The organism is Burkholderia sp. IT-111MI5, assembly GCF_949752865.1.
Taxonomy (GTDB): Bacteria; Pseudomonadota; Gammaproteobacteria; order Burkholderiales; family Burkholderiaceae; genus Burkholderia; species Burkholderia pyrrocinia_C.
The window spans coordinates 1-20396 of the sequence record NZ_CATKIF010000010.1; the positions used below are offsets into that span (position 1 = coordinate 1).

18 protein-coding genes and 1 tRNA gene are annotated in these 20396 nt (G+C 65.9%); 7 read left to right on the forward strand and 12 right to left on the reverse strand.

Annotated elements, in window-relative coordinates:
• Positions 1-333 precede the first annotated feature (333 nt).
• A complete protein-coding gene (locus tag ACM6JT_RS07700) occupies positions 334-660 on the reverse strand; it encodes a hypothetical protein (protein ID WP_414856219.1) in 327 nt (108 codons plus the stop codon).
• On the reverse strand, positions 641-907 hold the full coding sequence (locus ACM6JT_RS07705; RefSeq protein WP_414856220.1) for a hypothetical protein: 267 nt from the start codon (positions 905-907) through the stop codon (positions 641-643). The genes ACM6JT_RS07700 and ACM6JT_RS07705 overlap by 20 nt, the downstream gene beginning before the upstream one ends.
• A gap of 580 nt (positions 908-1487) precedes the next feature.
• On the opposite strand from ACM6JT_RS07705, the gene ACM6JT_RS07710 reads away from it, so the two are divergent.
• Both ACM6JT_RS07710 and ACM6JT_RS07715 read left to right on the forward strand, forming a co-directional pair.
• Positions 1488-1564 (forward strand) — tRNA-Val (locus ACM6JT_RS07710).
• A 319-nt stretch (positions 1565-1883) separates the two neighbouring features.
• Complete coding sequence (locus tag ACM6JT_RS07715; RefSeq protein WP_414856221.1) at positions 1884-2399, forward strand: DUF2628 domain-containing protein; 516 nt, start codon at positions 1884-1886, stop codon at positions 2397-2399.
• A gap of 115 nt (positions 2400-2514) precedes the next feature.
• On the opposite strand, the gene ACM6JT_RS07720 is transcribed toward ACM6JT_RS07715, so the two are convergent.
• Positions 2515-3396 (reverse strand): sigma-70 family RNA polymerase sigma factor, encoded by an 882-nt coding sequence (locus ACM6JT_RS07720; RefSeq protein WP_414856222.1) that lies wholly within the window; start codon positions 3394-3396, stop codon positions 2515-2517.
• Positions 3396-3872 (reverse strand): carboxymuconolactone decarboxylase family protein, encoded by a 477-nt coding sequence (locus tag ACM6JT_RS07725; RefSeq protein WP_034183769.1) that lies wholly within the window; start codon positions 3870-3872, stop codon positions 3396-3398. The genes ACM6JT_RS07720 and ACM6JT_RS07725 overlap by 1 nt, the downstream gene beginning before the upstream one ends.
• Before the next feature lie 551 nt (positions 3873-4423).
• Between ACM6JT_RS07725 and egtB the strand changes: the two genes are divergently transcribed.
• Complete coding sequence (gene egtB / locus ACM6JT_RS07730; protein WP_414856223.1) at positions 4424-5656, forward strand: ergothioneine biosynthesis protein EgtB; 1233 nt, start codon at positions 4424-4426, stop codon at positions 5654-5656.
• Complete coding sequence (egtD, locus tag ACM6JT_RS07735) at positions 5640-6653, forward strand: L-histidine N(alpha)-methyltransferase (RefSeq protein ID WP_414856224.1); 1014 nt, start codon at positions 5640-5642, stop codon at positions 6651-6653. Before egtB ends, egtD begins: the two co-directional genes overlap by 17 nt.
• Before the next feature lie 281 nt (positions 6654-6934).
• On the opposite strand, the gene ACM6JT_RS07740 is transcribed toward egtD, so the two are convergent.
• On the reverse strand, positions 6935-7987 hold the full coding sequence (locus tag ACM6JT_RS07740; RefSeq protein ID WP_414856225.1) for an RNA-guided endonuclease InsQ/TnpB family protein: 1053 nt from the start codon (positions 7985-7987) through the stop codon (positions 6935-6937).
• An 86-nt stretch (positions 7988-8073) separates the two neighbouring features.
• Between ACM6JT_RS07740 and ACM6JT_RS07745 the strand changes: the two genes are divergently transcribed.
• The 3 genes from ACM6JT_RS07745 to ACM6JT_RS07755 all read left to right on the forward strand — a co-directional run bounded on the left by ACM6JT_RS07745 (position 8074) and on the right by ACM6JT_RS07755 (position 9251).
• Entirely contained in the window at positions 8074-8391 is a 318-nt protein-coding gene (locus tag ACM6JT_RS07745; protein WP_034183773.1) for a hypothetical protein, read from the forward strand.
• Between the two features lie 37 nt (positions 8392-8428).
• On the forward strand, positions 8429-8683 hold the full coding sequence (locus ACM6JT_RS07750; protein WP_034183774.1) for a glycine zipper 2TM domain protein: 255 nt from the start codon (positions 8429-8431) through the stop codon (positions 8681-8683).
• A 205-nt stretch (positions 8684-8888) separates the two neighbouring features.
• Positions 8889-9251: a hypothetical protein gene (locus tag ACM6JT_RS07755; RefSeq protein WP_034183775.1), complete on the forward strand. Its 363-nt coding sequence runs from the start codon at positions 8889-8891 to the stop codon at positions 9249-9251.
• A 387-nt stretch (positions 9252-9638) separates the two neighbouring features.
• Here ACM6JT_RS07755 and ACM6JT_RS07760 read toward each other — a convergent pair whose 3' ends face one another.
• The 7 genes from ACM6JT_RS07760 to ACM6JT_RS07790 all read right to left on the reverse strand — a co-directional run bounded on the left by ACM6JT_RS07760 (position 9639) and on the right by ACM6JT_RS07790 (position 20276).
• Positions 9639-12665 (reverse strand): type III restriction-modification system endonuclease, encoded by a 3027-nt coding sequence (locus ACM6JT_RS07760; protein WP_131946621.1) that lies wholly within the window; start codon positions 12663-12665, stop codon positions 9639-9641.
• Positions 12665-14683 (reverse strand): site-specific DNA-methyltransferase, encoded by a 2019-nt coding sequence (locus tag ACM6JT_RS07765; protein ID WP_131946622.1) that lies wholly within the window; start codon positions 14681-14683, stop codon positions 12665-12667. The genes ACM6JT_RS07760 and ACM6JT_RS07765 overlap by 1 nt, the downstream gene beginning before the upstream one ends.
• A gap of 351 nt (positions 14684-15034) precedes the next feature.
• A complete protein-coding gene (locus ACM6JT_RS07770; RefSeq protein ID WP_105390337.1) occupies positions 15035-16165 on the reverse strand; it encodes a porin in 1131 nt (376 codons plus the stop codon).
• A gap of 271 nt (positions 16166-16436) precedes the next feature.
• Positions 16437-17114: a response regulator gene (locus ACM6JT_RS07775; protein WP_131946623.1), complete on the reverse strand. Its 678-nt coding sequence runs from the start codon at positions 17112-17114 to the stop codon at positions 16437-16439.
• Positions 17115-17126: 12 nt separating this feature from the next.
• On the reverse strand, positions 17127-18494 hold the full coding sequence (locus tag ACM6JT_RS07780) for a sensor histidine kinase (protein ID WP_414856245.1): 1368 nt from the start codon (positions 18492-18494) through the stop codon (positions 17127-17129).
• Between the two features lie 88 nt (positions 18495-18582).
• A complete protein-coding gene (locus tag ACM6JT_RS07785) occupies positions 18583-19440 on the reverse strand; it encodes an ABC transporter permease (RefSeq protein WP_105390340.1) in 858 nt (285 codons plus the stop codon).
• 38 nt (positions 19441-19478) lie between these two features.
• Positions 19479-20276 carry an ABC transporter ATP-binding protein gene (locus tag ACM6JT_RS07790; RefSeq protein WP_034183780.1) on the reverse strand — a complete coding sequence of 266 codons (798 nt, stop codon included), beginning with the start codon at positions 20274-20276 and terminating at the stop codon, positions 19479-19481.
• Between the last annotated feature and the right edge of the window lie 120 nt (positions 20277-20396).

Genomic DNA, 20396 nt, shown 5'->3' on the forward strand with positions numbered 1-20396 from the left:
CCATAGCGCACATCGCTATCAACCTCCCGCTACGGTCCGTCGAGCCTGGCTGGATTCCGATAATATCGACACGAGACTCACTGCCTGATTGGTCACAAAATTCAGCCTCAGGTCAGATGGACCTTCAGCGCTCGATTACGTCTTGGAAAACAACGCGATCGACAGTCGTTCGAGTTCGCCGGAATCCGCGCCCAGCTTGCGATCCGAACGCACGCTCACGAACCGGGCGCACAGCGTTCCGAATCGTTTCGTGAGCCGGTTATCCACAAACGAAGGCTGAGCACGTTCGCGTCACGAGCACATCATCGGTATAGCCGCGATATGAGCATCGCATCAATGCCGTTCGATGACGTATTGCTCCGGACTGCGCCACGCAATCGAACGGTACCCACGTCGCACGACACCGATGTCGCGGTAATACTCGACGAGCGCTTGCGGGCTCCAGTCGCGGCCCGCGGAAAACAATGCGTCGAGATCGACAAGCTCGGCAACGAGCGAGCGGCGATCGTCATCGTCCACGATCGCGCGTTCCCAGCAATCGGGATGTCGAGCGAAGCCCAGCCGCACCAGCGCCTCGACGACGGCCGCCACGTCCGTCACGACAACAGCGACATGGCCGGCAATATCCATCACAAGCGTCTCATTGACGGGTGTCTTCATCGATCGCCTCGCCCAGAGTGAGCCATCTGACGATCTCCGCGAAGTCTTCGTCGGACAGCCCGCCGATGCGATCAACAAACACCCCGTAGTCGAGATCGAACTTCACGTTGAATCGTTCGCCCTTGTAGCGGCAACACAGCACTTCGGCTTCGGGGATCGACACGCGTTGCTCGAACACGATGTCGCCCGGGTGTTGCTGCATCCGGTGTACGACGGCATCGATATCGAGCGCGTCGAGCCGGGTCAACGAAGAATCGGTCATTGCCGTGAGCCTGTGCGCCAGGCCTTCGTATCCTGAATGCCGGCGATTCTACAGATACAGCGGCTCGCGCATCATCCGATGCGCGCCACAGCTTGCCGCTTCGTCTATCCATTCACCGCACGCAGTGCATATCCTGAGCGGATCACAGTCGGCGGACTGTGCTTATCCAAAGGTGTTAACAGGGTTCGTATACATACGTAGTGATAGTTAACAAGCCCCGTGCCTCACAGTGGATAACCTCCGTAACGCACTGAATTTTCAACACGAAGCAGGATGCATAACCATGGGCGTGTCACGTGAACAGCTCCGCGGAGCACAGAACAACTTTTCGTCGATTCACAGCCGCGGCGACATATCCTCAATCGTTCCACTGTGAATCCAGAGGCTTGCAGGACGGTTATCCAGAGGGGCGTGTGGATAACCTCGCGGCGCCGACGCGTTTCGCTGTGACACCAGACATCAGGCACGCGCAGCAACCAGCAAGACCACACGCCTCTCGATTCAAAAAATTTTCACGACGGGGCTTGTGCTCTGCGAAAACCGTCTCTATAATTCGCGGCTTCTTAGGCTCGTAGCTCAGTTGGTTAGAGCACCACCTTGACATGGTGGGGGTCGTTGGTTCGAATCCAATCGAGCCTACCAACGAACAAAATGAAGGGGTCGGCAGCGCGAATTGCCTACAGGCAATCCGGCTCGCCAAACAGACAAACGCCACGCGGCAACTTCGCGTGGCGTTTGTCTTTTCCCGGCCGAAACAACGCATGTTGCCCCCGATGCGTTGCACGCGATTCACGGCATCGCATCCTCATCGGCATCCCGACCCGCGATACACACCGAGTAGAATCGTGTGCGCATCGAAGCGCGCTGCACCGCAAGCCGCCCGATTTCCGGCGCATCCAAACCGCATCAAAACCGCATCAAAACTACAACGCGCGATCCGCGCGACTGAGAGCAAACGACCATGTCCGAGGTCACGACCACCGCATCGTCCGCGAGCAACGACGAAATCGCCGCTTACGTCGGCAAGAAAGCCGCGTGGTTCGAGCGAAAGTGGGAGATCGCCGCATCGCGCAAGAACCGGCAGTCCTGGAACTGGGCAGCCTGTTTCCTGGGCCCGGTCTGGATGGCGTATCGCTGCATGTACTGGCAGGCGGCCGCCGTGCTGGGCGTCACGCTCGGCATCACGTTGGTCGAGTTGCTGTACTTCCCGAAATACTTCGAATCAAGCACGCTCGATCCGGTCACCATCGGGATCGCAGTTGCGCTCGGCTGGTGCGGGAACGGCATCTACAGGACGCACGTCGATCGCAACATCGAAAAGCTGCGCCCGAACGCGACGTCAAACCAATCGTTTCTCGCGCTGCTGGAGGCGCAAGGCGGCACGAACTGGCTTGCGGCGACCGGGTTCGCCATCGCGACGCCGCTGCTCGGTTTACTGATGGTCATGATCCACAACGTCGTGGTCGCGACGCAGTAACAGCGACAACCGACGATCGGCAAAGCAGGGCGGAGAAGCAGGAAGAGGCGGGCGAAAAGCGGGCGGAGGGCAACATCGCACACGTGCACGACACGCGACGCCCCCCGCGCCGCACTCAATGCAAATGCTTCAACTTGTCAGGATTCCGCACGACATAGATCGCGACGATCTTCCCGTCCTCGATCTCGAGCGCCGTCGTCTGCAGCTCACCATCCGATTCCAGCGTAACGAAACCCGGCAACCCGTTGACGAACCCGGCCCGCACGAGCTTCGACGCATGCGTGGCGAACAGCCCGGCCAGGTATTCGTGCACCTTCATCACGTGCTCGAAGCCGAACACCGGCTTGCCCGCAGCCGAGCGCTTGCCGCCGCCGTCCGAATGCAGGCTCACGTCCTCGGCGAGCATCGCGCCGAGCGCGCGCATGTCGCCGCTGCGCGATGCCGCGAAGAACGCCTCGGCCAGCTCGATCCCGCGCTGCTTCTCGACATGAAACCGCGGCCGCGCCTCGCGCACGTGCGTGCGGGCCCGCGCGGCGAGCTGCCGGCATGCGGCTGGGTCGCGCTGGATCGTCGTCGCAACTTCATCGAACTCGAGGCCGAACACGTCGTGCAGCAGGAACGCCGCACGTTCGAGCGGCGAGAGCCGTTCGAGCGCGAGCAGCAGCGGCAGCGTGATGTCTTCCTGTTCGTCTTCCTCGACGACCGGCTCGGGCAGCCACGGGCCGATATAGGTCTCGCGCTGGTGCCGCGCGGACTTCAGCTGGTCGAGGCACATGCGCATCACCATGCGGCGCAGGAACGCCTCGGGCACGCGCACCTCGGTACGGTCGACGTCCATCCAGCGGATGAACGCCTCCTGCACCATGTCCTCGGCATCCGCGACGGAACCGAGCATCCGGTACGCGACGCGAATCAGCGTGCGGCGCAGCGGGTCGAAGCTCGCGGCCGCGTCGGCCCGTTCTTCGGCGCTGCCCCTGGCCGGATCGAGGTTCGTCATCAGGCCACCATCTTCGCGGCAGCGGCCTTCGCGTCGGCCGGCTCGATCCACAGCCCGAAGCCGACAGCGAGCCGGTTCCAGCCGTTGATCACGTTGATCATCAGCGTGAGTTTCACCTGTTCCTCCTGGCTGAAGTGGTCGTTCAGCGCCGCATAGGCGGCTTCGTGCGCGGCGTGGCCCTCTGACAGCCGCGTGAGCGCTTCGGTCCAGCCGAGCGCCGCGCGTTCGCGGTCGGTGTAGCAGGGCGCTTCGCGCCACGCGGACAGCAGGTAGATGCGCTGCTCGGTCTCGCCTTGCTCGCGCGCCTCGGCGGTGTGCATGTTAATGCAGTTCGCGCACGCGTTGATCTGCGATGCGCGGATCTTGACCAGCTCGATCAGCGTCGGCTCGAGGCTCCCGGCGGCGGCGACCGACACGGTCATCCAGTTCTTCATCAGTGCGGGCGCGGCGGCAAACGGATTGAGTTTCGCAGTCATGGTTCCTTCTCCTTTCGTGTGGGTTCCGGTGATATGACGAGCGAGCCCCCCGCATGTGTGACATTGACGCAAAAAATTTTTCTGAAGCGCGCGGGAACGCGGGTCAGCAGGGTGCCGACGACCACGAACGACAGAACGACGTGACGGCGTTTGTCAGACGAGAACCCCACGCGTCACCGAGCCGTCACGATCGCCGCGCGGATGTCATGAGTCGTCAGTAGCCGCAACCGCCGGCATGCGCGTTGCGCTGCCTCGCAACGCAGGGCTCCAGCACGCATCGACGGTCTGTCACGCATGCGACACGCTCACGGCCAATGCTTTCATTTTTCTTTCTATCACGTTTCATCCGCATCCCGATTCGCAGCATTCACATTTCTAGACCATACTGTTCTGCACGGGCAGATGAAGTGAAGCCGCATCTGCGGCCCGGCGCGCGCGCCGGCTGCCCGACGACGCAGCAGCAGGTCGCACGTCAGCCGCGCGCATCATGCGCAAGGCTTTCCCTTTTCCGGCAACGCAACGCAGCGAATCGCGACGTGAACGGTAAACCGATGAGCCTCCTTGCATCACAGCTTCAGCGCCGTTTCCAGGACGTGCGCACCCATAGTGTCGCGTTGACCGCGACGCTGTCCGCCGAAGACCAGGCCGTGCAGTCGATGCCCGACGCGAGCCCGACGAAATGGCACCTCGCGCATACGACCTGGTTCTTCGAGACCGTCGTGCTGATGCGCCGCGTGCCCGGCTACGCGCCGTTCAACGACGCATTCCAGTTCCTCTTCAATTCCTATTACGAAGCGCTCGGCCCGCGCCATCCGCGGCCGCAGCGCGGGCTGCTCACGCGGCCGTCGCTCGACGAGGTGCACGCGTACCGGCAGCACGTCGACGAAGCGATGCTGCGCGCGCTGGCCGGTGCCGATCCGGCGCTGCTCGAGGTGATCGCGCCCGAGATCGAGCTCGGCCTGCATCACGAGCAGCAGCACCAGGAGCTGATCGTCACGGACATGCTGCATGCGTTCTCGTGCAATCCGCTGAAGCCGGCATTCCGGCCACGCAACGGGGCCGACCGAATCGACGGTGATGCGATGGCCGCAGGCGATGCCGGCGCGCAGCACTGGCTGCACCAGCCGGGCAGGCTCGTCGAGATCGGATACGACGGCGATGCGTTCTCGTTCGACAACGAACGGCCGCGCCATACGGCGCTCATACGGCCATACGAGATCGCGAACCGCCTCGTGACGAATGCGGAATTCGCGGCGTTCGTCGCCGACGGCGGCTACGCGCGCCCCGAATACTGGCTGTCCGACGGCTGGGCCACGGTGCAGCGGGAAGGGTGGCAAGGCCCTGCGTACTGGATGCCCGACGACGACGATGCAGCCGCGACGCGCGTACGGCGCACGTTCGGCCTGCACGGCGTCGAACCGCTCGCGCCCGATGCACCGGTGTGTCACGTGAGCTTCTACGAAGCGGCCGCGTATGCGGAATGGGCCGGCGCGCGGCTGCCGACCGAGTTCGAATGGGAAGCCGCGTTCGCCGCGGACGGCATCAGGCAGATGCTCGGGCACGTGTGGCAGTGGACGCGTTCGTCCTACGAGCCGTATCCGGGCTTTCGACCGCTCGCGGGTGTCGCGGCCGAATACAACGGCAAGTTCATGGTCGGCCAGCAGGTCCTGCGCGGCAGCAGCATCGCGACGCCGCCCGGGCACGAACGGCCGACGTACCGCAATTTCTTTCCGCCGGCCGCGCGCTGGCAATTCATGGGGGTGCGACTTGCGCGAGACGTCTGACCTCACGGCCAAGAGCGGTGGCCAGCAACCCGCCCGCGATTCGCGGCCGAGCGCGTTCGAGCGCGACCTGATCGACGGCCTGTCGCGCACGCCGCGCAGCATTCCGCCGAAATACTTCTACGATGCGGCTGGCTCAGCGCTGTTCGACCGCATCTGCGAACTGCCCGAGTACTACCCGACACGCACCGAGCTCGGCATCCTGCGCGATCGCGCGGCGGAGATCGTGCGGCGCGTGGGCCCGCATGCGGACATCGTCGAATTCGGCGCGGGCTCGCTCGAGAAGATCCGCGTGCTGCTCGACGCGTTCGCGGGCAACTACGCGAACGCGCCGGCGCGCTACGTGCCGGTCGACATCTCGGCCGACTACCTGCACGGCGCGGCCGCGCGGCTGCGTTCGGCCTATCCGTGGCTCGACGTCGCGCCGATCGCGGCCGACTACACGAAGGCCGAGCAACTCGCCGAGCTGAGCGCGACGCCGCGGCGGCGCATCGGTTTCTTTCCCGGCTCGACGATCGGCAACTTCTCGCCGGAAGAGGCCGACGCGTTCCTGCGCGATGCCGCGCGACTGCTGCGCGGCGGCGGCTTGCTGGTCGGCGCCGATCTCGTGAAGGACGAGCGCACGCTGCATCACGCGTACAACGACGCGCAGGGCGTGACCGCGCAGTTCAACCTGAACCTGCTCGCGCGCGCCAACGCAGAGCTCGGCGCGGACTTCGATCTCGACGCGTTCTCGCATTGCGCGTTCTACGATCGCGAACGGCAGCGCATCGAGATGCATCTGGTCAGCGACCTCGCGCAGACGGTGCACGTGCGCGGCCATGCGTTCCGCTTCGAGGCCGGCGAGCGCATCCACACGGAGAACTCGCACAAGTTCACGATCGACGGCTTCCATGCGATCGCGCGCCGCGCAGGATTCGAGCCCGATACCGTGTGGACCGACGCGGACAACCTGTTCAGCGTGCACTGGCTGCGCAGCGTCGACGATATCCGCGCGTAACGCGCGCTCCGGCGAACCGCCCGCGCACGGTGCGGGCGGTTCGTATTCCGGGCACGCCGAGCACGCCGGCGCGCTCCGATCGTCCGGTTTCGTACCGAAAATCCCCTTCTTGCCGGCTCGATGCGCCGTTGCAACGGTGCTTCGAATGCCGCCTCTCCCTTGTCCGACAAGGCTTTGCGCGTGCCGGTAAACGTCCGTTACGGGACTCGCATACCCGTTTCACCTGTGTCGGTGCGCGTTGCCTAGACTCCGAACCGTATTCACTTGACGTCTTCCCCCGCTTAAAGGTGGAGGATTCCCACACTTGGCGATGCACGTCCGCATCGGAGAATGTTCAACGCAGCGTTGGTATCTCGATCATGCAAGACACCACATACACTGCAGGTCCACTCTCTTATTCGCAGCCCCGCGATACCTTTCGGCCGCGTCGTGCTGTCTTTCGACCCGCACGACGAACAGGACTGGGTAGAACCGCTTTCGTCCACTTCCTCGAACGTGACCCCGTGCGCTATCGCTTTGTAACGAAGCTTGTTTCGGAAGGACGACCAGGATACGTCGTGAACGCTCTTCGCCATCCTGGTTCTGGCGAGTTTCGCGGCCGACACGTTGCCGACTGCGATGTAATCGAAGCGTCGCACCAAGGCGAGCGCGAGCTTGTGCTGGAAATCGGCGCGGGTATTTGCCACCTTCGCATGCAGCTTCGCGATTTGGCGCTTGTGTTTTCGCGCCCGTTGGGTTTTCGCGAGCTTCTCGGCCGCGCGCTGGCTGAACCGGTCGTTGGGCACCTTCTCGCCCGTCGAAAGTGTGGCGAAGTCTTTCAGGCCGAGGTCGATACCGACACCGAAAAGGATCGGGCGAACCTGAACATCAGGCATCTCAATCACGATGTTGAGGAACCAGTTGCCGCGCGTATCCCGCGCAAAGTTAGTGCCGTCTTTGATCTTCCCTTCCGGGAGCGGCCGGCTGTTGAACACACGGAAGGTATTGCCGGCAAAGCGAAACGCGTCACCCTCACGCTTCAGGTCGCGACCCTTGAGCGGCACCCAGCCAAGGGATTTCCTGCCGCGATAGCGCAGGTAAGGCCGTCGATGCTGGCTGCGCGACTTCGCGTACTGCTCACACGTTGCGTTGATCGTGCCGGAGTGGATGCCGAGTTCCTTGCTGCTGCCTGTGGTCAATACATTCAAATCGAATCCCGTTGGCCACTTCTTGTTCCACCTGAGCGCGTGTTTCTGCGTGTCGTTGCAGAAATTCCAGACGTAGTTCACCGCACGGCTCTGTTTGTTAAGCAGTCCGTTAAGCGACTTCACGCGGTATCGGTAGACAGTAATCATGCTGGTCACTTTAACGTTGGAATGCCGTCTGTCAACGGCACTCCTTTCTTCTCCGCCATAAACGGTGGGGTTTCTCGGAGCAACTGATGAGCAAGAAACTTATTCTCGGTGCAGTTCTCGGTGTAGCGGCGCTGGCAGCTTCGGGCGTCGCATCGGCCCACGTCGACCTGTCGGTCGGCATCGGCGTGCCGGGCGTCTACGCGGCGCCGGCGCCCGTCTACGTGGCTCCGCCCCCGCCGGTCATGTATGCACCGGTCGGCTATCGCGGCGACGGTTGGCGCGATGGCTGGCGCGGCGATGGCTGGCGTGAGCGCGAATGGCGCGAACACGAGTGGCGTCGCCGTGAATGGCGCGAGCACGAGTGGCGCGATCGCGGCGGCTGGCGCGGCGGCCGCTGGGATTAAGCGGTTCGAATAATCAATACAAGAGGAGTGTGAACACATGATGCCCATTCGACACATCAGGCTGTGCGCGACCGCCGCCATCGTTGCGCTCGCAACGATCGGCAGCGCGCACGCGGCGGGCTGCATGAAGGGCGCGGTGGTCGGCGGTGTTGCCGGCCACTACGCCGGGCACCACGCCGTCGCCGGTGCGGTCGGCGGCTGTATCGTCGGCCACCACATGGCGAAGAAGCACGCGCAAGAGCAAGCCGCGCAGCACAAGGCCGCCGTGCAGGGCATGCAGCCGGCACAGTAAGCGCAATCGTTACCGGGGCGGCGCTGCGGCGCCGCGCCCGCCTGCTTCGTTTCCCCGTTTACGCATGACAGGATGGCGGCGCCATCCGGATTGATCTGATGAATGCATGCCGCGCGCATCGTTACGATCATTTACAACGTGGTGTGGCGCGAATCGTGCGCGTTCCTAGAATGCAATCACACAAACGCGCTCCAGGGAGCACAAGATGAAACATCAACGATACCTGTCCGTGCTGACCGCCGCGCTGCTCGCGCTCGGCACGGTTTCCGCGTATGCGGCCGCCGGCGGCAATGGCGGTGGCAACGGCGGCGGTCATGGCGCAGGCGGCTCCGGCGGCAACGCGGGCGGCATGTCCGCTGGCCACATGAGCGGCTCGGCGCTGAGCAACTCGAACAGCGTGCACGCGGGCGACCGCGACAAGGGCCTTGCGCGCGCGGCCGACCGCTCCGATACGATCGCCGATCGCGCCGGCACGCAGCCGGGCCACGGGCACACGCATGGCCATACCGCGCATGCGTCGACGTCCACGCATCATTCGCATCGCAACGCATTCGGCCGCACGCTGTAAGCACGGCACGCAAATGTGATGGAAGGGCGCTTCGGCGCCCTTTTTCATTGCGGCAACGCAATGCCGCTGTCGCGCAAAAACATCGTGCCGACCCGATTTGCAACCAGCCGTAACCGCGCCGCAAACGCGCGAGAATACGAATCGCTTTCACGCGGATAACAAACGGGAAATCGACGCCGGTAGCAGACATCACACGGGTGCCGGCGCACGGCCTGATCCATGAAAAAAAGCTGCGCCTCGTGAGCCGTTTGCGCGGCAGATCGATCTGCTCGCTCTGCGCAACCTCCGAGCCCGTTCCCGGAAAAAACAAAAACCCCACGCTCCGAAAAACGTGGGGTTCGTCAGCAGTCTGGGGCGGCTCATCGCCCCCCTTCGCCGCCCTTCGTTTCAGCGCCCGGCGCCCGCCAGCGGCGCCGCAGGTTCGAACAACGCGTCCGCCTGCCTGACGCGCACGAACCGCGCCGCGCCGTCGCCGTCCACCAGCGCACGGAAATGCGCTTCGCCGCACGCGAGCTTCGCGCGCTCGTGCTCGCTCGGCACGTTGCCGTCCGCATTCGGCGTATCGACGACGAAGTACAGCCGCTCGCCGCCGTCCTGTTCCGCGAGCACGGCCCAGTCCGGGTGATAGCTGCCGAGCGGCGTCGCCACGCGGAACCACGCGGGCAGCTTCGCGTACAGCTTCACGCCGTCGTGCGCCTCGAGCGCATCGGCGAACGCGCGCTCCGCGTCCGTCTCGCACACGACCGCTTCATGGATCGACTTTCGCGCATCGGGCCGCAGGTTGCGCAGATAGCCGGTCAGCGCCTCGCTCTCGAACGACTCGAGCGCATGCACGTGGCGCTCGCCGAGCTTGCGGTACGCGATGCCCGCGACGAGCGCGAGCCGCTTGCAGCGGTTGATCGCATCGGCCGCGACCGCGATGAACTGCTGCGGATTCACGCGGAAATCGTCGAGCCGGCCGCTGTCGGCCAGGATCGTCGCGAGCGAACGGCGCGTGAGCTGCGTGCGGTCCTGCAGTTCGGTGAGCAGGTCGGGCAGCGGCAGCTCGCCTTCGTCGATCAGCACCGTGCCGGCGCCGGCCACCTCGATCGCCTCGATGCCGGCCTTGCCGATATCGATCTCGGCCTTGCGCCACTGCAGCCGCGCACGCGCGATGTCCGGCGCGTCGTGCAACGCGGCCGCGCAGTCGCGCACGAGCTTCGCGTTGTCGAACTCGACGCGGTACACGGTGCGATGACGGATGCGGTCCCACAGCGCGCGGAAATCCTCGCCGAACACGACGGCCTTGCCCGATGCATCGCGCCGCAGTGCAATCGCGCGGCGCTCGTCCGCATTGCGCACCGCGAAGCGGCCCGACAGCTTGCGCAGCGTCGCGACGATCGGCGCGCGCAGCATCTCGAACGCGTCGGGCAGCACGAGCGCGCTCTGGCGCAGCGCATCCTTCAGCCGGTCGAGCACCTTGCCCTGCGCGTCGACGTAGCCCTGCTCGTGCAGATGGGTCCACAGCACGCGCGACAGCTCGATGCCGAGCGCATGCGCGGGCCCGTCGCCTTCCTGCACTGGCAGCGCCGCGAACTGATGCTCCTCGACGATCCCGAAACGGATGCCCGTATCGGCTTCGATTTCCTTCTGCAGGTTCTCCGCGAACGACTCGTAGCGCTCGGTCGCGATCACGGTGAGCGTGTTCACGCCCGCGTCGCGCACGCGTTCGCCGTCCTGGTCGACGGCGAGGCGCAGCCCGCGGCCGAGCGTCTGGCGGCGCTCGCGTTCGGTCTGGATGTCGCGCAGCGTGCAGATCTGGAACACGTTCGGGTTGTCCCAGCCTTCCTTCAGCGCCGAGTGCGAGAAGATGAACTTCAGCGGCGTGTCGAACGACAGCAGCGCTTCCTTCTCGCGCATGATGAGGCCGTACGCGCGCTCCGCGTTCTCGCGGGCCGCGGCGCTGCTCTCGCTCGTGTCGGTCCAGCCGCCCTTGCGGTCGATCGAGAAGTAACCGTTGTGCGCGCGCCCGACTTCGAGCGCGACGTCGACGCCGTCGAACAGCGCCCGGTAGGCCGGCACGCGCGCCGCGCGCGCATATTCCTCTTCGAAGATCAGCGCATAGTCGCCCTTCACGGGCATCCCGTTCTCGTCGTAGCGGCGATAGCGCTCGACCGAATCGACGAAGAACAGCGACAGCACCTTCACGCCGCGCTCCGCGAGGCGCAACTCCTTGTCGAGATGCTCGCGAATCGTGCGGCGGATCATCTCGCGCTGCACGGCGAGCGTGTCGATGTCGCCGAATGCCTCGCCGAGCGACAGGAACGCCTCGCCTTCCGGATGGCGCAGCTCGACGTATTCGGCACCCTTCAGCGCATGCACTTCGCCGATCCGCAGCCCCGCGTACAGCGCGCGCTTGGTCAGGCGTTCGAGATCGTCGCCGTCGGTGGCCGACACGATCTGGCGCTTCACGCCGGCCGCCGTCGCGACGTCGAGCTCGACGCGCGCGCTGATCGCGCCGCGCCGGTTCGATACGCCGACGAGCCGCACGTATGGCTTGTTGTGCGCATCCTCGACGATCGCCGACGCGATCTCGATCTGCTTGACGAGCTTGCGCTCGTACGCGTCGACCGCGTCGAGCCGGTACACCATGTGGTGACGGTCGACGTGCGTCGCCGAATAGCGCAGCGTGCAGAGCGGCGCCATCGCGGCCAGCGCTTCGCGGCCGCGCCCTTCTAGCCCGCCGTCGACGCTCTGCGGCTCGTCGACGATCACGATCGGCCGCGTCGCGCGGATCAGGTCGATCGGCTTCTCGCCGCCGGTCTTCTCGCTGTCCTTGTAGAGGTTGTTGATTTCCTTCTTGTTGATCGCGGCCACCGTCATCACCATGATCTGGATCGCCGCGCTCGCCGCGAAGTGGCGCACCTGGCCGAGCTTCGCGGAGTCGTACAGGAAGTAGTCGTACGGCACGCCCGCGTACAGCGCGCGAAAGTGATCCTCGGTGATCGAGAGCGTCTTGTGCACGCCTTCCTTGATCGCGATCGACGGCACGACGATCACGAACTTCGTGAAGCCGTAGCGGCGGTTCAGCTCGAAGATCGTGCGCAGGTACACGTAGGTCTTGCCGGTGCCGGTCTCCATCTCGACGGTGAAGTCGCGCGAGCCGGGCAGGCCGGACGGCGGCAGCCCGCCGCGCAACTGCACGTCGGCGAGATTGCGCGCGAGCGCGTCGTCGGTCAGCGACAGCCGGTTGCCGACGCCCTGTTCCGATACCGCGAAGCCGAGCGAGCCTTGAGCTGCGGCCGTGGTGCCGGGCGCGGCGTTCGCGAGCACGCTGAAGTCGCCGCGATACGATTCCTGGCCGCGAAACAGGTCGCAGACGGCGTCGATCGCGTCGCGCTGGTAGTCGAGATCCGCTTCGAAATGCAGCCGCATCACAGGCTCCGCACGCGCTTCACGCCGTGCTGTTCGAGCAGCGCGGCGAGATTGAGCTTCGCGACGTCGTCGACGAAGCCGCTGTCGCGGAACAGGCACGTCACGTCATGCGACGCGCCGGTCGCGTCGAGCAATTCGACGATGCCGTCGGCAAGCGGGCCCGCGTCGTCGCGCGAGATGCGCGCGTCGAAGCACGCGACGATCGAGCGGCCGATCAGGTGCACGGTCTTGCTGGCGATCTGGTGATGCTCGACCGGCGTGCACAGGTCGAGGCCGAGCTTCAGCGTCAGCTCGGCGAGCAGGTCGTCCTCGGTGCGGCCGGTCTTCACGTGCTCGACGGACGCGAACAGCGCATGGTCGAAATCGTCGCGGCGCGGATCCCATTCGATCACGTTGGTCGTGTCGAGCCGGTATACGCGGAAGCCGAGGTCGCCATAGCTTTCCGGATAGTCGCGCGCGACTTGCTGCGCGGCGCGGCGCAGGCGCTCCTTCGTGACTTCGGCGAGCGTCGCGGGCTTCTTCAGCTTCGCGCAGAAATCGGCGGCGCTCTGCTGCGTCTTGTCGCGGCGATCGAGCGCCTCGGGCAGTTGCACCATCACGTAGCGGCGCGCGCCGCCGTCGGTCGCGTTCACCTGCATCACCGCGTGGCCGGTCGAGCCGGAGCCCGCGAAGCAGTCGAGCACGATGTCGTCGCCGCGCGTGCACCAGCCGATCACGGCCGCCGCGAAATCGACCGGCTTCGGCTGGTCGAACGGGATCCCGAGCGTCTTCAGCAGCGCGTCGTCGGAGCCGGCGAACGGCAGCACCGACGGCACGTTCTCGTACATGTTCTCGTCGAGATAGTAGATCCGCTGCGGCTGCGTGCTTTCGTCCGCGCCGAATTCGATCTGGCCGCGCTCGATCAGCGCCTGCATCGTCGCGGGCGGGTTGCGCCAGCCGCGCGCCGGCATCGCGCACGGCTTGCCGGTGACCGGGTGGATCAGCGGCGTGAAATATTCTTCCGGCGCCTTCTTCTTGTTCGGCCACGCCATCGACACGAGGCGGTATACGCGGCCGTCTTCCGACAGCCGGTCGTACATCACTTCGCCGCCGGACAGGTTGGTCTGCGCCTTCATCCACGCGCGGTATGCCTTCTGCGCGTCCTTCGGGTTGCCGCTGCGGTACACCGCGTCATGCGCGGCGTCGAGCATGCGCTGTGCATTGCGCTTCGGGCGCTTGAGCGGCGCCTGTTCGAGCAGCGTCTCGGCATTGCGCGCGAACAGCACCAGCGATTCGTGCTGGTACGCGACACCGCGCGCGTCGCCCTTCGGGTTGCGCTTGTCCCACACGGCGACGCCGAGCTCGTTCTCCTCGCCGAAGATCTCGCGCAGCATCAGCACCAGCGCATGCACTTCGTGCTCGTCGATGTGCACGGCGATCAGCCCTTCGTCGGACAGCAGCGCGTGCGCGAGCTTCAGGCGCGGATACATCATGTTCAGCCAGTCGGTGTGGAACCGGCCGTTCGCCTCGGTGTTGGTGCTGCGCTTCGCGCCGCCCTGGGTCTGCCCGGTCATCGCCAGGTAGTGGCGGATGCTGTCGCTGAAGTCGTCCGGATAGACGAAATCGCTGCCCGTGTTGTACGGCGGGTCGATGTAGACGAGCTTCACCTTGCCCGCGTAGCTCTTGTGCAGCAGCTTCATCACGTCGAGGTTGTCGCCCTCGATCACGAGATGGCGCGTGTCGTCCCACGCGACGCTGTCGTCGGGGCAGGGGCGCAGCGTGCCCGTCGACGGCGTCAGCGCGGCCTGGCGCGCGCTGCGCTTGCCGTGCCAGTGGAAGCCGTAGCGCTCGTCGGCGTCGCCGACCGTGCGTTCGCCGATCAGCGCCTTCAGCACGTCGACGTCGACCGACGCGCCGTCGGGGCCTTCGGTCACGAGTTCGGGGAACAGCGCCTTCAGGCGCGCGACGTTGTCGGCGGTGAAATCCGTCGACATCGCCTGCGGGCTGGCCGCATCGAGTTTCTGCATCGTCTTTTCCATCGGAGCCCGGCCGTGCGCGCCAGGACGTCGGGCGCGCTCACGGCACCGGCGGCAATGGCCGCCCGGGCAAACCCGAAACGCTAGCGAGTCGGTCGGCGTAGGTCAAGCGCCGATGTGGGCCGAACGTACGTGCATCGGCCGCGATCGCCCGCCGGACGGGCCGCCAGCGGTTTCGGGCCGGTTGTCGCACGGCAGGCCGGCGGCCGCTTCGCGGGCGTCGCGCGGCACCGCGGAAAGGACGAAAAAAAGGGCACGGTCGGCGCAAAGCGCCGGCGTGCCCGCATGCAGAAATCCCGGACGGAGGGTACGGCGGGGCCCGATGGGCCCCGCACCGGATGGCCGGCCCCGGGATCAGAAACGCGTACGGATGCCCGAAGTCAGTTCGAGCTGGTTCTTCGCGCCGAACGTCGACGCCGCCGTGTAGCCGCCATGCAGCTTCATGTAGTCGCCGGCCAGGTACACCTCGGTGCGCTTGCTCAGGTGGTAGAACACCGACCCGTAGATCGTCTCCTTGAAGCCGTTGGCGACGCCGTTGGTCAGGCTGAACGCGCCGAGGTTCGCGTTCGGCGTGAAGCCGTCCGCGTTGTTCGCGGCGTTCTTGACGCGCATCTGCTGGTAGCCGAGTTCGTAGTCGAGCGCGCCCTTCGGCGCGATCTTCATCGACACCGTCCACGAATCGTCGTGGCGCTGGCCGAGCGAGCCCTGGTCGCCGTTGTAGCGGAAGTAGCCGGCATTCAGGCGCACGATGTCGAACGTGTAGTTGCCGCCGACCGAGAACGTCTGGTTCCTGAAGCCGCCGTGGTTCACGTGGTTGTAGAAGCCCGACACGTTGAACGGGCCGCCGTTGTAGCCGAGCGCGACCTGGTACGCGGAGCCGGTCGCGAACTGCGTCGAGTTGCTGAACTGGTAGCCGGCGCTCGCGAAGATGCCGTTGCCGAACAGCTTCTTCCACGCGATGCCGTTGTTGTAGCGCGTGCCGGTCGGGCCGGCCGCGTAGAAGATCATCTGCTTGAAGTTGTTCGAGTTGGTCCAGCCGCCTTCCTCGGTCGACAGCTTCGCGGAGCCGTACGGGTCGCCGTAGATCGCCGCCGAGTCGCGCGCGATGGTGTTCTGGAAGCCGGCCGTCAGCTTGCCGAAACGTTCGTCCTCGACGCCGACCCACGCGTCGCGGTCGAAGATCTGGCCTTCGTCTTCCATCTGGCCGTTCGCGACCACGAATTCGCTTTCGAGGCGGAAGATGATCTTCGTGCCGCCGCCGATGTCTTCGGCGCCTCGCAGGCCCCAGCGGCTGCCGCTGAACCACGGCTCGCCTTCGTTGCCCATGCCGATCACGTGCTTGCCGTTCGCATCGGCGTGGGTCCGGTAGGTCGGAAAGCTCAGGTCCATCAGGCCGTAGAGCTGCACGCTCGACTGCGCATGCGCCTGGGTGCCGGCGCACAGGCCTGCCGCCGCGATGGAAAGGGCAAGGGTTTTTCGTTTCAAGATCGTCTCCTCCGAGCTGCCGCATTGGAATCTGGTCGTTGGCAGTACGCAATGTATGCCGACTCTTGCCGGCCACAGCGAGAGGGCCGACGCGTAGCATCGTAGAGGGTGCAATCCTTCACGACGCTTTCCCCGACGCAAGAATCGGATCGGTGAAAACACCGAACGCGCAACCATCGCGGATGGTGCAGGCGTGCGGACGCGCGCCCGCCGGGTTTCCGGTGACGTTTCGTGCTACGAATCGATGTTCGGGAGCGAGGAGGAACGCCCGTCAGTCGTGCGCGCTTTTCGCACGCAGGATGTAACCGAGTCCGCGCAGCGTGATGATCTCGGCCGCGCTGCCCGCGAGATGCTTGCGCAGCCGGTGGATGTAGATGTCGATCGCGTCGGCGCTCGGCTCGTCGTCGAGCGCGAACACGCTGTCCATCAGCCGCGCCTTCGACACCGTCTTGTTCTGCTGCAGCATCAGCGTTTCGAGGATCGCATGCTCGCGGCGGCGCAGCGCGAGCACGGTTTCGCCGCAGCGGAATTCGCGCGTGCCGAACGCATAGACGAGATCGCCGCACATGAGCTGCGTCGTGCCGACGCCGGCCTGCCGGCGGATCAGCGCGCGAATCCGCGCAACCAGCTCGCGCGACTCGAATGGCTTCACGACGTAATCGTCGGCGCCCGCGCCGAAGCAGTCGACCTTGTCGTCGACCGAGCCGTGCGCGGTCAGCATCAGCACCGGCACGTTGTCGTTGCGCCGCCGCAGCCGCGCGAGCACTTCCTTGCCGCTGATGCCGGGCAGCCGCATGTCGAGCAGCACCGCGTCGTAGCGTTCGGTCTTCAGCACCGTGTCCGCGCGTTCGCCGTCGCCGACGCTGTCGACCGCGAAATCCTCGCCGCGCAGCAGGTTCACGATCCAGTGCGCGAGTTCGGCGTTGTCTTCGACCAGCAGGAGTTTCATGACGACATCTCTTCAATCGTAGGCGGGCAGCCGTACGGTTACGACAATACCGCGATTGCCGGGCCCCGGCGCAAGCGACACGCTGCCGCCGTGCGCCTGCGCGATCTCGCGGACGATCGCGAGCCCGAGGCCCGAGCCCTCGGTGTCGGCCGACACGCGGTAGAAGCGCTTGAACACGTGCGGCCGCGCCTCGGCTGGAATGCCGGGGCCGTTGTCGATCACGTCGAGCACGATCGCGTCGCCGTCGCGCCGCGCGGCGACCGTCACGCAGCCGCCCGGCTGCGTGTAGCGCACCGCGTTGTCGACGAGGTTCATCACCAGCGCGGTCAGCAGGCTGTCGCTGCCCGCGACGTCGAGCCGCTCGCCGAGATCGGCGCCGAGGTCGATGTCGCGCCGCTGCGCGAGCACGATCGTTTCCTCGAGCACGCTCGACACCACGGCCGCGAGATCGACGCGATGGGTCAGGAGCGTCGACGGCGTCGCTTCCGCATGCGCGAGCAGCAGCAGCTTGTCGGTCACGTCGGCCATCTTGCGGCTGCTGCGCTGCATGCTGTCGAGCACCGACGCGAGTTCCGCATCGTCGTGGCCGCGCCGCTGCGCGTACTGGATCTGCGTGTCGAGCACCGCGATCGGCGTGCGCAGCTGGTGCGCGGCATCCGCGATGAAGCGGCGCTGCGTGGCCGTATGCGTATTGAGCCGCGCGATGCACTGGTTGATCGCGTCGACGATCGGCCGCAGCTCGTGCTGCAGCCGCTCGGGGCGGATCGGCTCCAGCTCCATCGGCCCGCGGTCGGCGACATCGTCCTTCAGCTTCATCAGCGGGCGCAGCTCGAAGGTGAGGCCGAGATAGACGAGCACCACCGCGAGCATCAGCATCAGCGACAGGCGCACGAGCTGCGGCCGCCAGATCGTGGCGACCATCGCGTTGCGCGAGCGCGTCGTCTTCGCGACGACGACCGTGACCGTCTCGATCTGCCCCTCGTCGTAAAGCTGGCGATCGTAGGCCGCCGCGCGCAGCCGCACGCCGTCGAGCGACGTGTCGTACAGCGTCGGCTCGATGCCGTGCCGCGCGGGCACGTCGAGCGCCGGCGTGCCGGCCAGCAGGCGGTCGTGGCCGTCGATCACCTTGTAGAACACCGAATCCTGCGACGGCGATTCGAAGATCTCCAGCGCGGCCGGCGGCACGTCGGCGACCGGCCGCCCGTTGCGCCATTCGACGTCTTCGCCGATCGTGCGCGCGGAAGCGACGAGCGCGCTGTCCTGCACGAGCCCGGCCGTGGTCCGCGCGGTGTCGTACGACATCGCGCCCGCGATCAGCACGAACACCGCGAGCGGCAGCAGCAGCCACCACAGCAGCCGTCCGCGCAGGCTGTGCGCCATCCTGTTGCGCTCCTTCTCCGAAATGCCGAACCGCGCCGGGGGCGCCGGCGCGGTCGGGAGTGTCATGTCAGGCGTCCGGACGCTGCGTTCAGAACGCGGCGGGGCGCCACTTCAAGAGCCGCTTCTCGAGCCAGGTCAGCAGGTAGTCGGCGGCCAGCGCGACCACGGCCAGCACGATCATCGCCGCGAACACGCCGCTCGCGTTGAACGCGCCCTGGGCGGTGGAGATTAGCAGGCCGATGCCTTGCTTGGAACCCAGGAATTCGCCGACGACCGCGCCGACCAGCGCGAAGCCGAAACTCACGTGCAGGCTCGCGAGAATCCAGCTCAGCGCGGACGGGATCACGACCGCCGTGGTGATCTGCCGGCGCGACGCGCCGAGGATCTGCGCGTTCGCGATCAGGTAGCGGTCGGCTTCGCGCACGCCCTGGAACGCATTGCCGAACACCACGAAGAACACCATCACGACGGCCAGCGCGATCTTCGACGCCATCCCGAGGCCGAGCGCGATCACGAAGATCGAGCCGAGCACCACGCGCGGAATCGAGTTCGCGATCTGGATATACAGGCCGAACACGTCGGCCATCAGCTTGTTGCGGCCGAGCACGATCCCGCAGATCACGCCGGCAACCGAGCCGATCACGAAGCCGATGCCGGTTTCCTCGAGCGTGACCCATACCTGCGTGAGCAGCGGGCCCTGCGACGTGCCGTTCGCGAACCAGTCCTGGAGCTGCGCGAAGATCAGCGACGGCATCGAGAAGAAGAACGGATCGATCCATTTGAGCCGTGCGGCGAGTTCCCACCCGCCCAGCACGATCACGAGCACGGCGATCCGCAGCGTGACGATCAGGTTGCGCCGGCGGCGCAGCCGGCGTTGCGCGGCGCGCTCGTCGTCCTCGAGCGTCGTCGCCGGTAGGGCGGTGGGGGGAAGCGTCATGTCGGTCATGCTCCTGTCCTTGCTGTTCTTGCCGTGCGGCGTATGCGTCAGCCGATCTGCACTTCTTCGCGCAGGTCGTGCCAGATGTCCTTGGAAATTTCGATGAAGCGCGTGTCGTAGCGAATCTCCGACGTGACGCGCGGGCGCGGCAGGTCGATCTCGTACACGTGCTTGAGCGTCGCGGGGCGCGCGGTCAGCACGAACACGCGGTCGGCGAGCGCGATCGCCTCCTCGAGGTCGTGCGTGACGAACACGACCGAGCCCTTGTTCGCCGACCAGAGCTGCAGCAGCTCGTCCTGCATCAGCGTGCGCGTCTGCATGTCGAGCGCGGAGAACGGCTCGTCCATCAGCAGGATTTCCGGCTGGTTGATGAAGGTCTGCGCGAGCGCGACGCGCTTCCTCATCCCGCCGGAGAGCTGGTGCGGGTAATGCTTCGTGAACTTGTCGAGGCCGACCTTGCGGATCCATTCCTCGGCCTGCGCATACGCGACGTCCTTCGAGCGGCCGCGGAACAGCGGGCCCGCCGCGACGTTGTCGATCACGTTGCGCCACGGGAACACGGCGTCGGCCTGGAACACGAAGCCGATGCGCGGGTCGATCCCGTCGACCGGGCGGCCCATCACGCGCACCTCACCCGACACGGGCTTGAGCAGCCCGGTGATCAGGTTGAGCGTCGTCGACTTGCCGCAGCCGGTCGGCCCGACGATCGCGATGAACTCGCCGCGCGCGACGCTCATGCTGAAGTCGCGCAGCGCGACGGTGGCCTTGCCTTCCGGCGAAATGAAGCGGCACGACACGTTGCGAAACTCGATCGCCGGTGTGCTCGGGGAGACTGCCTGGGTCATCGCATTCGTCCTGCGGGTGAAGAGGGCGTCGCATCGTGCCGCAACGCCGGGCCGGTCAACCGGGCCGGAACGGGGAGCGCACGGCGGCGGGATCGCCGCCGCCGGCGCCTGACCGAGATC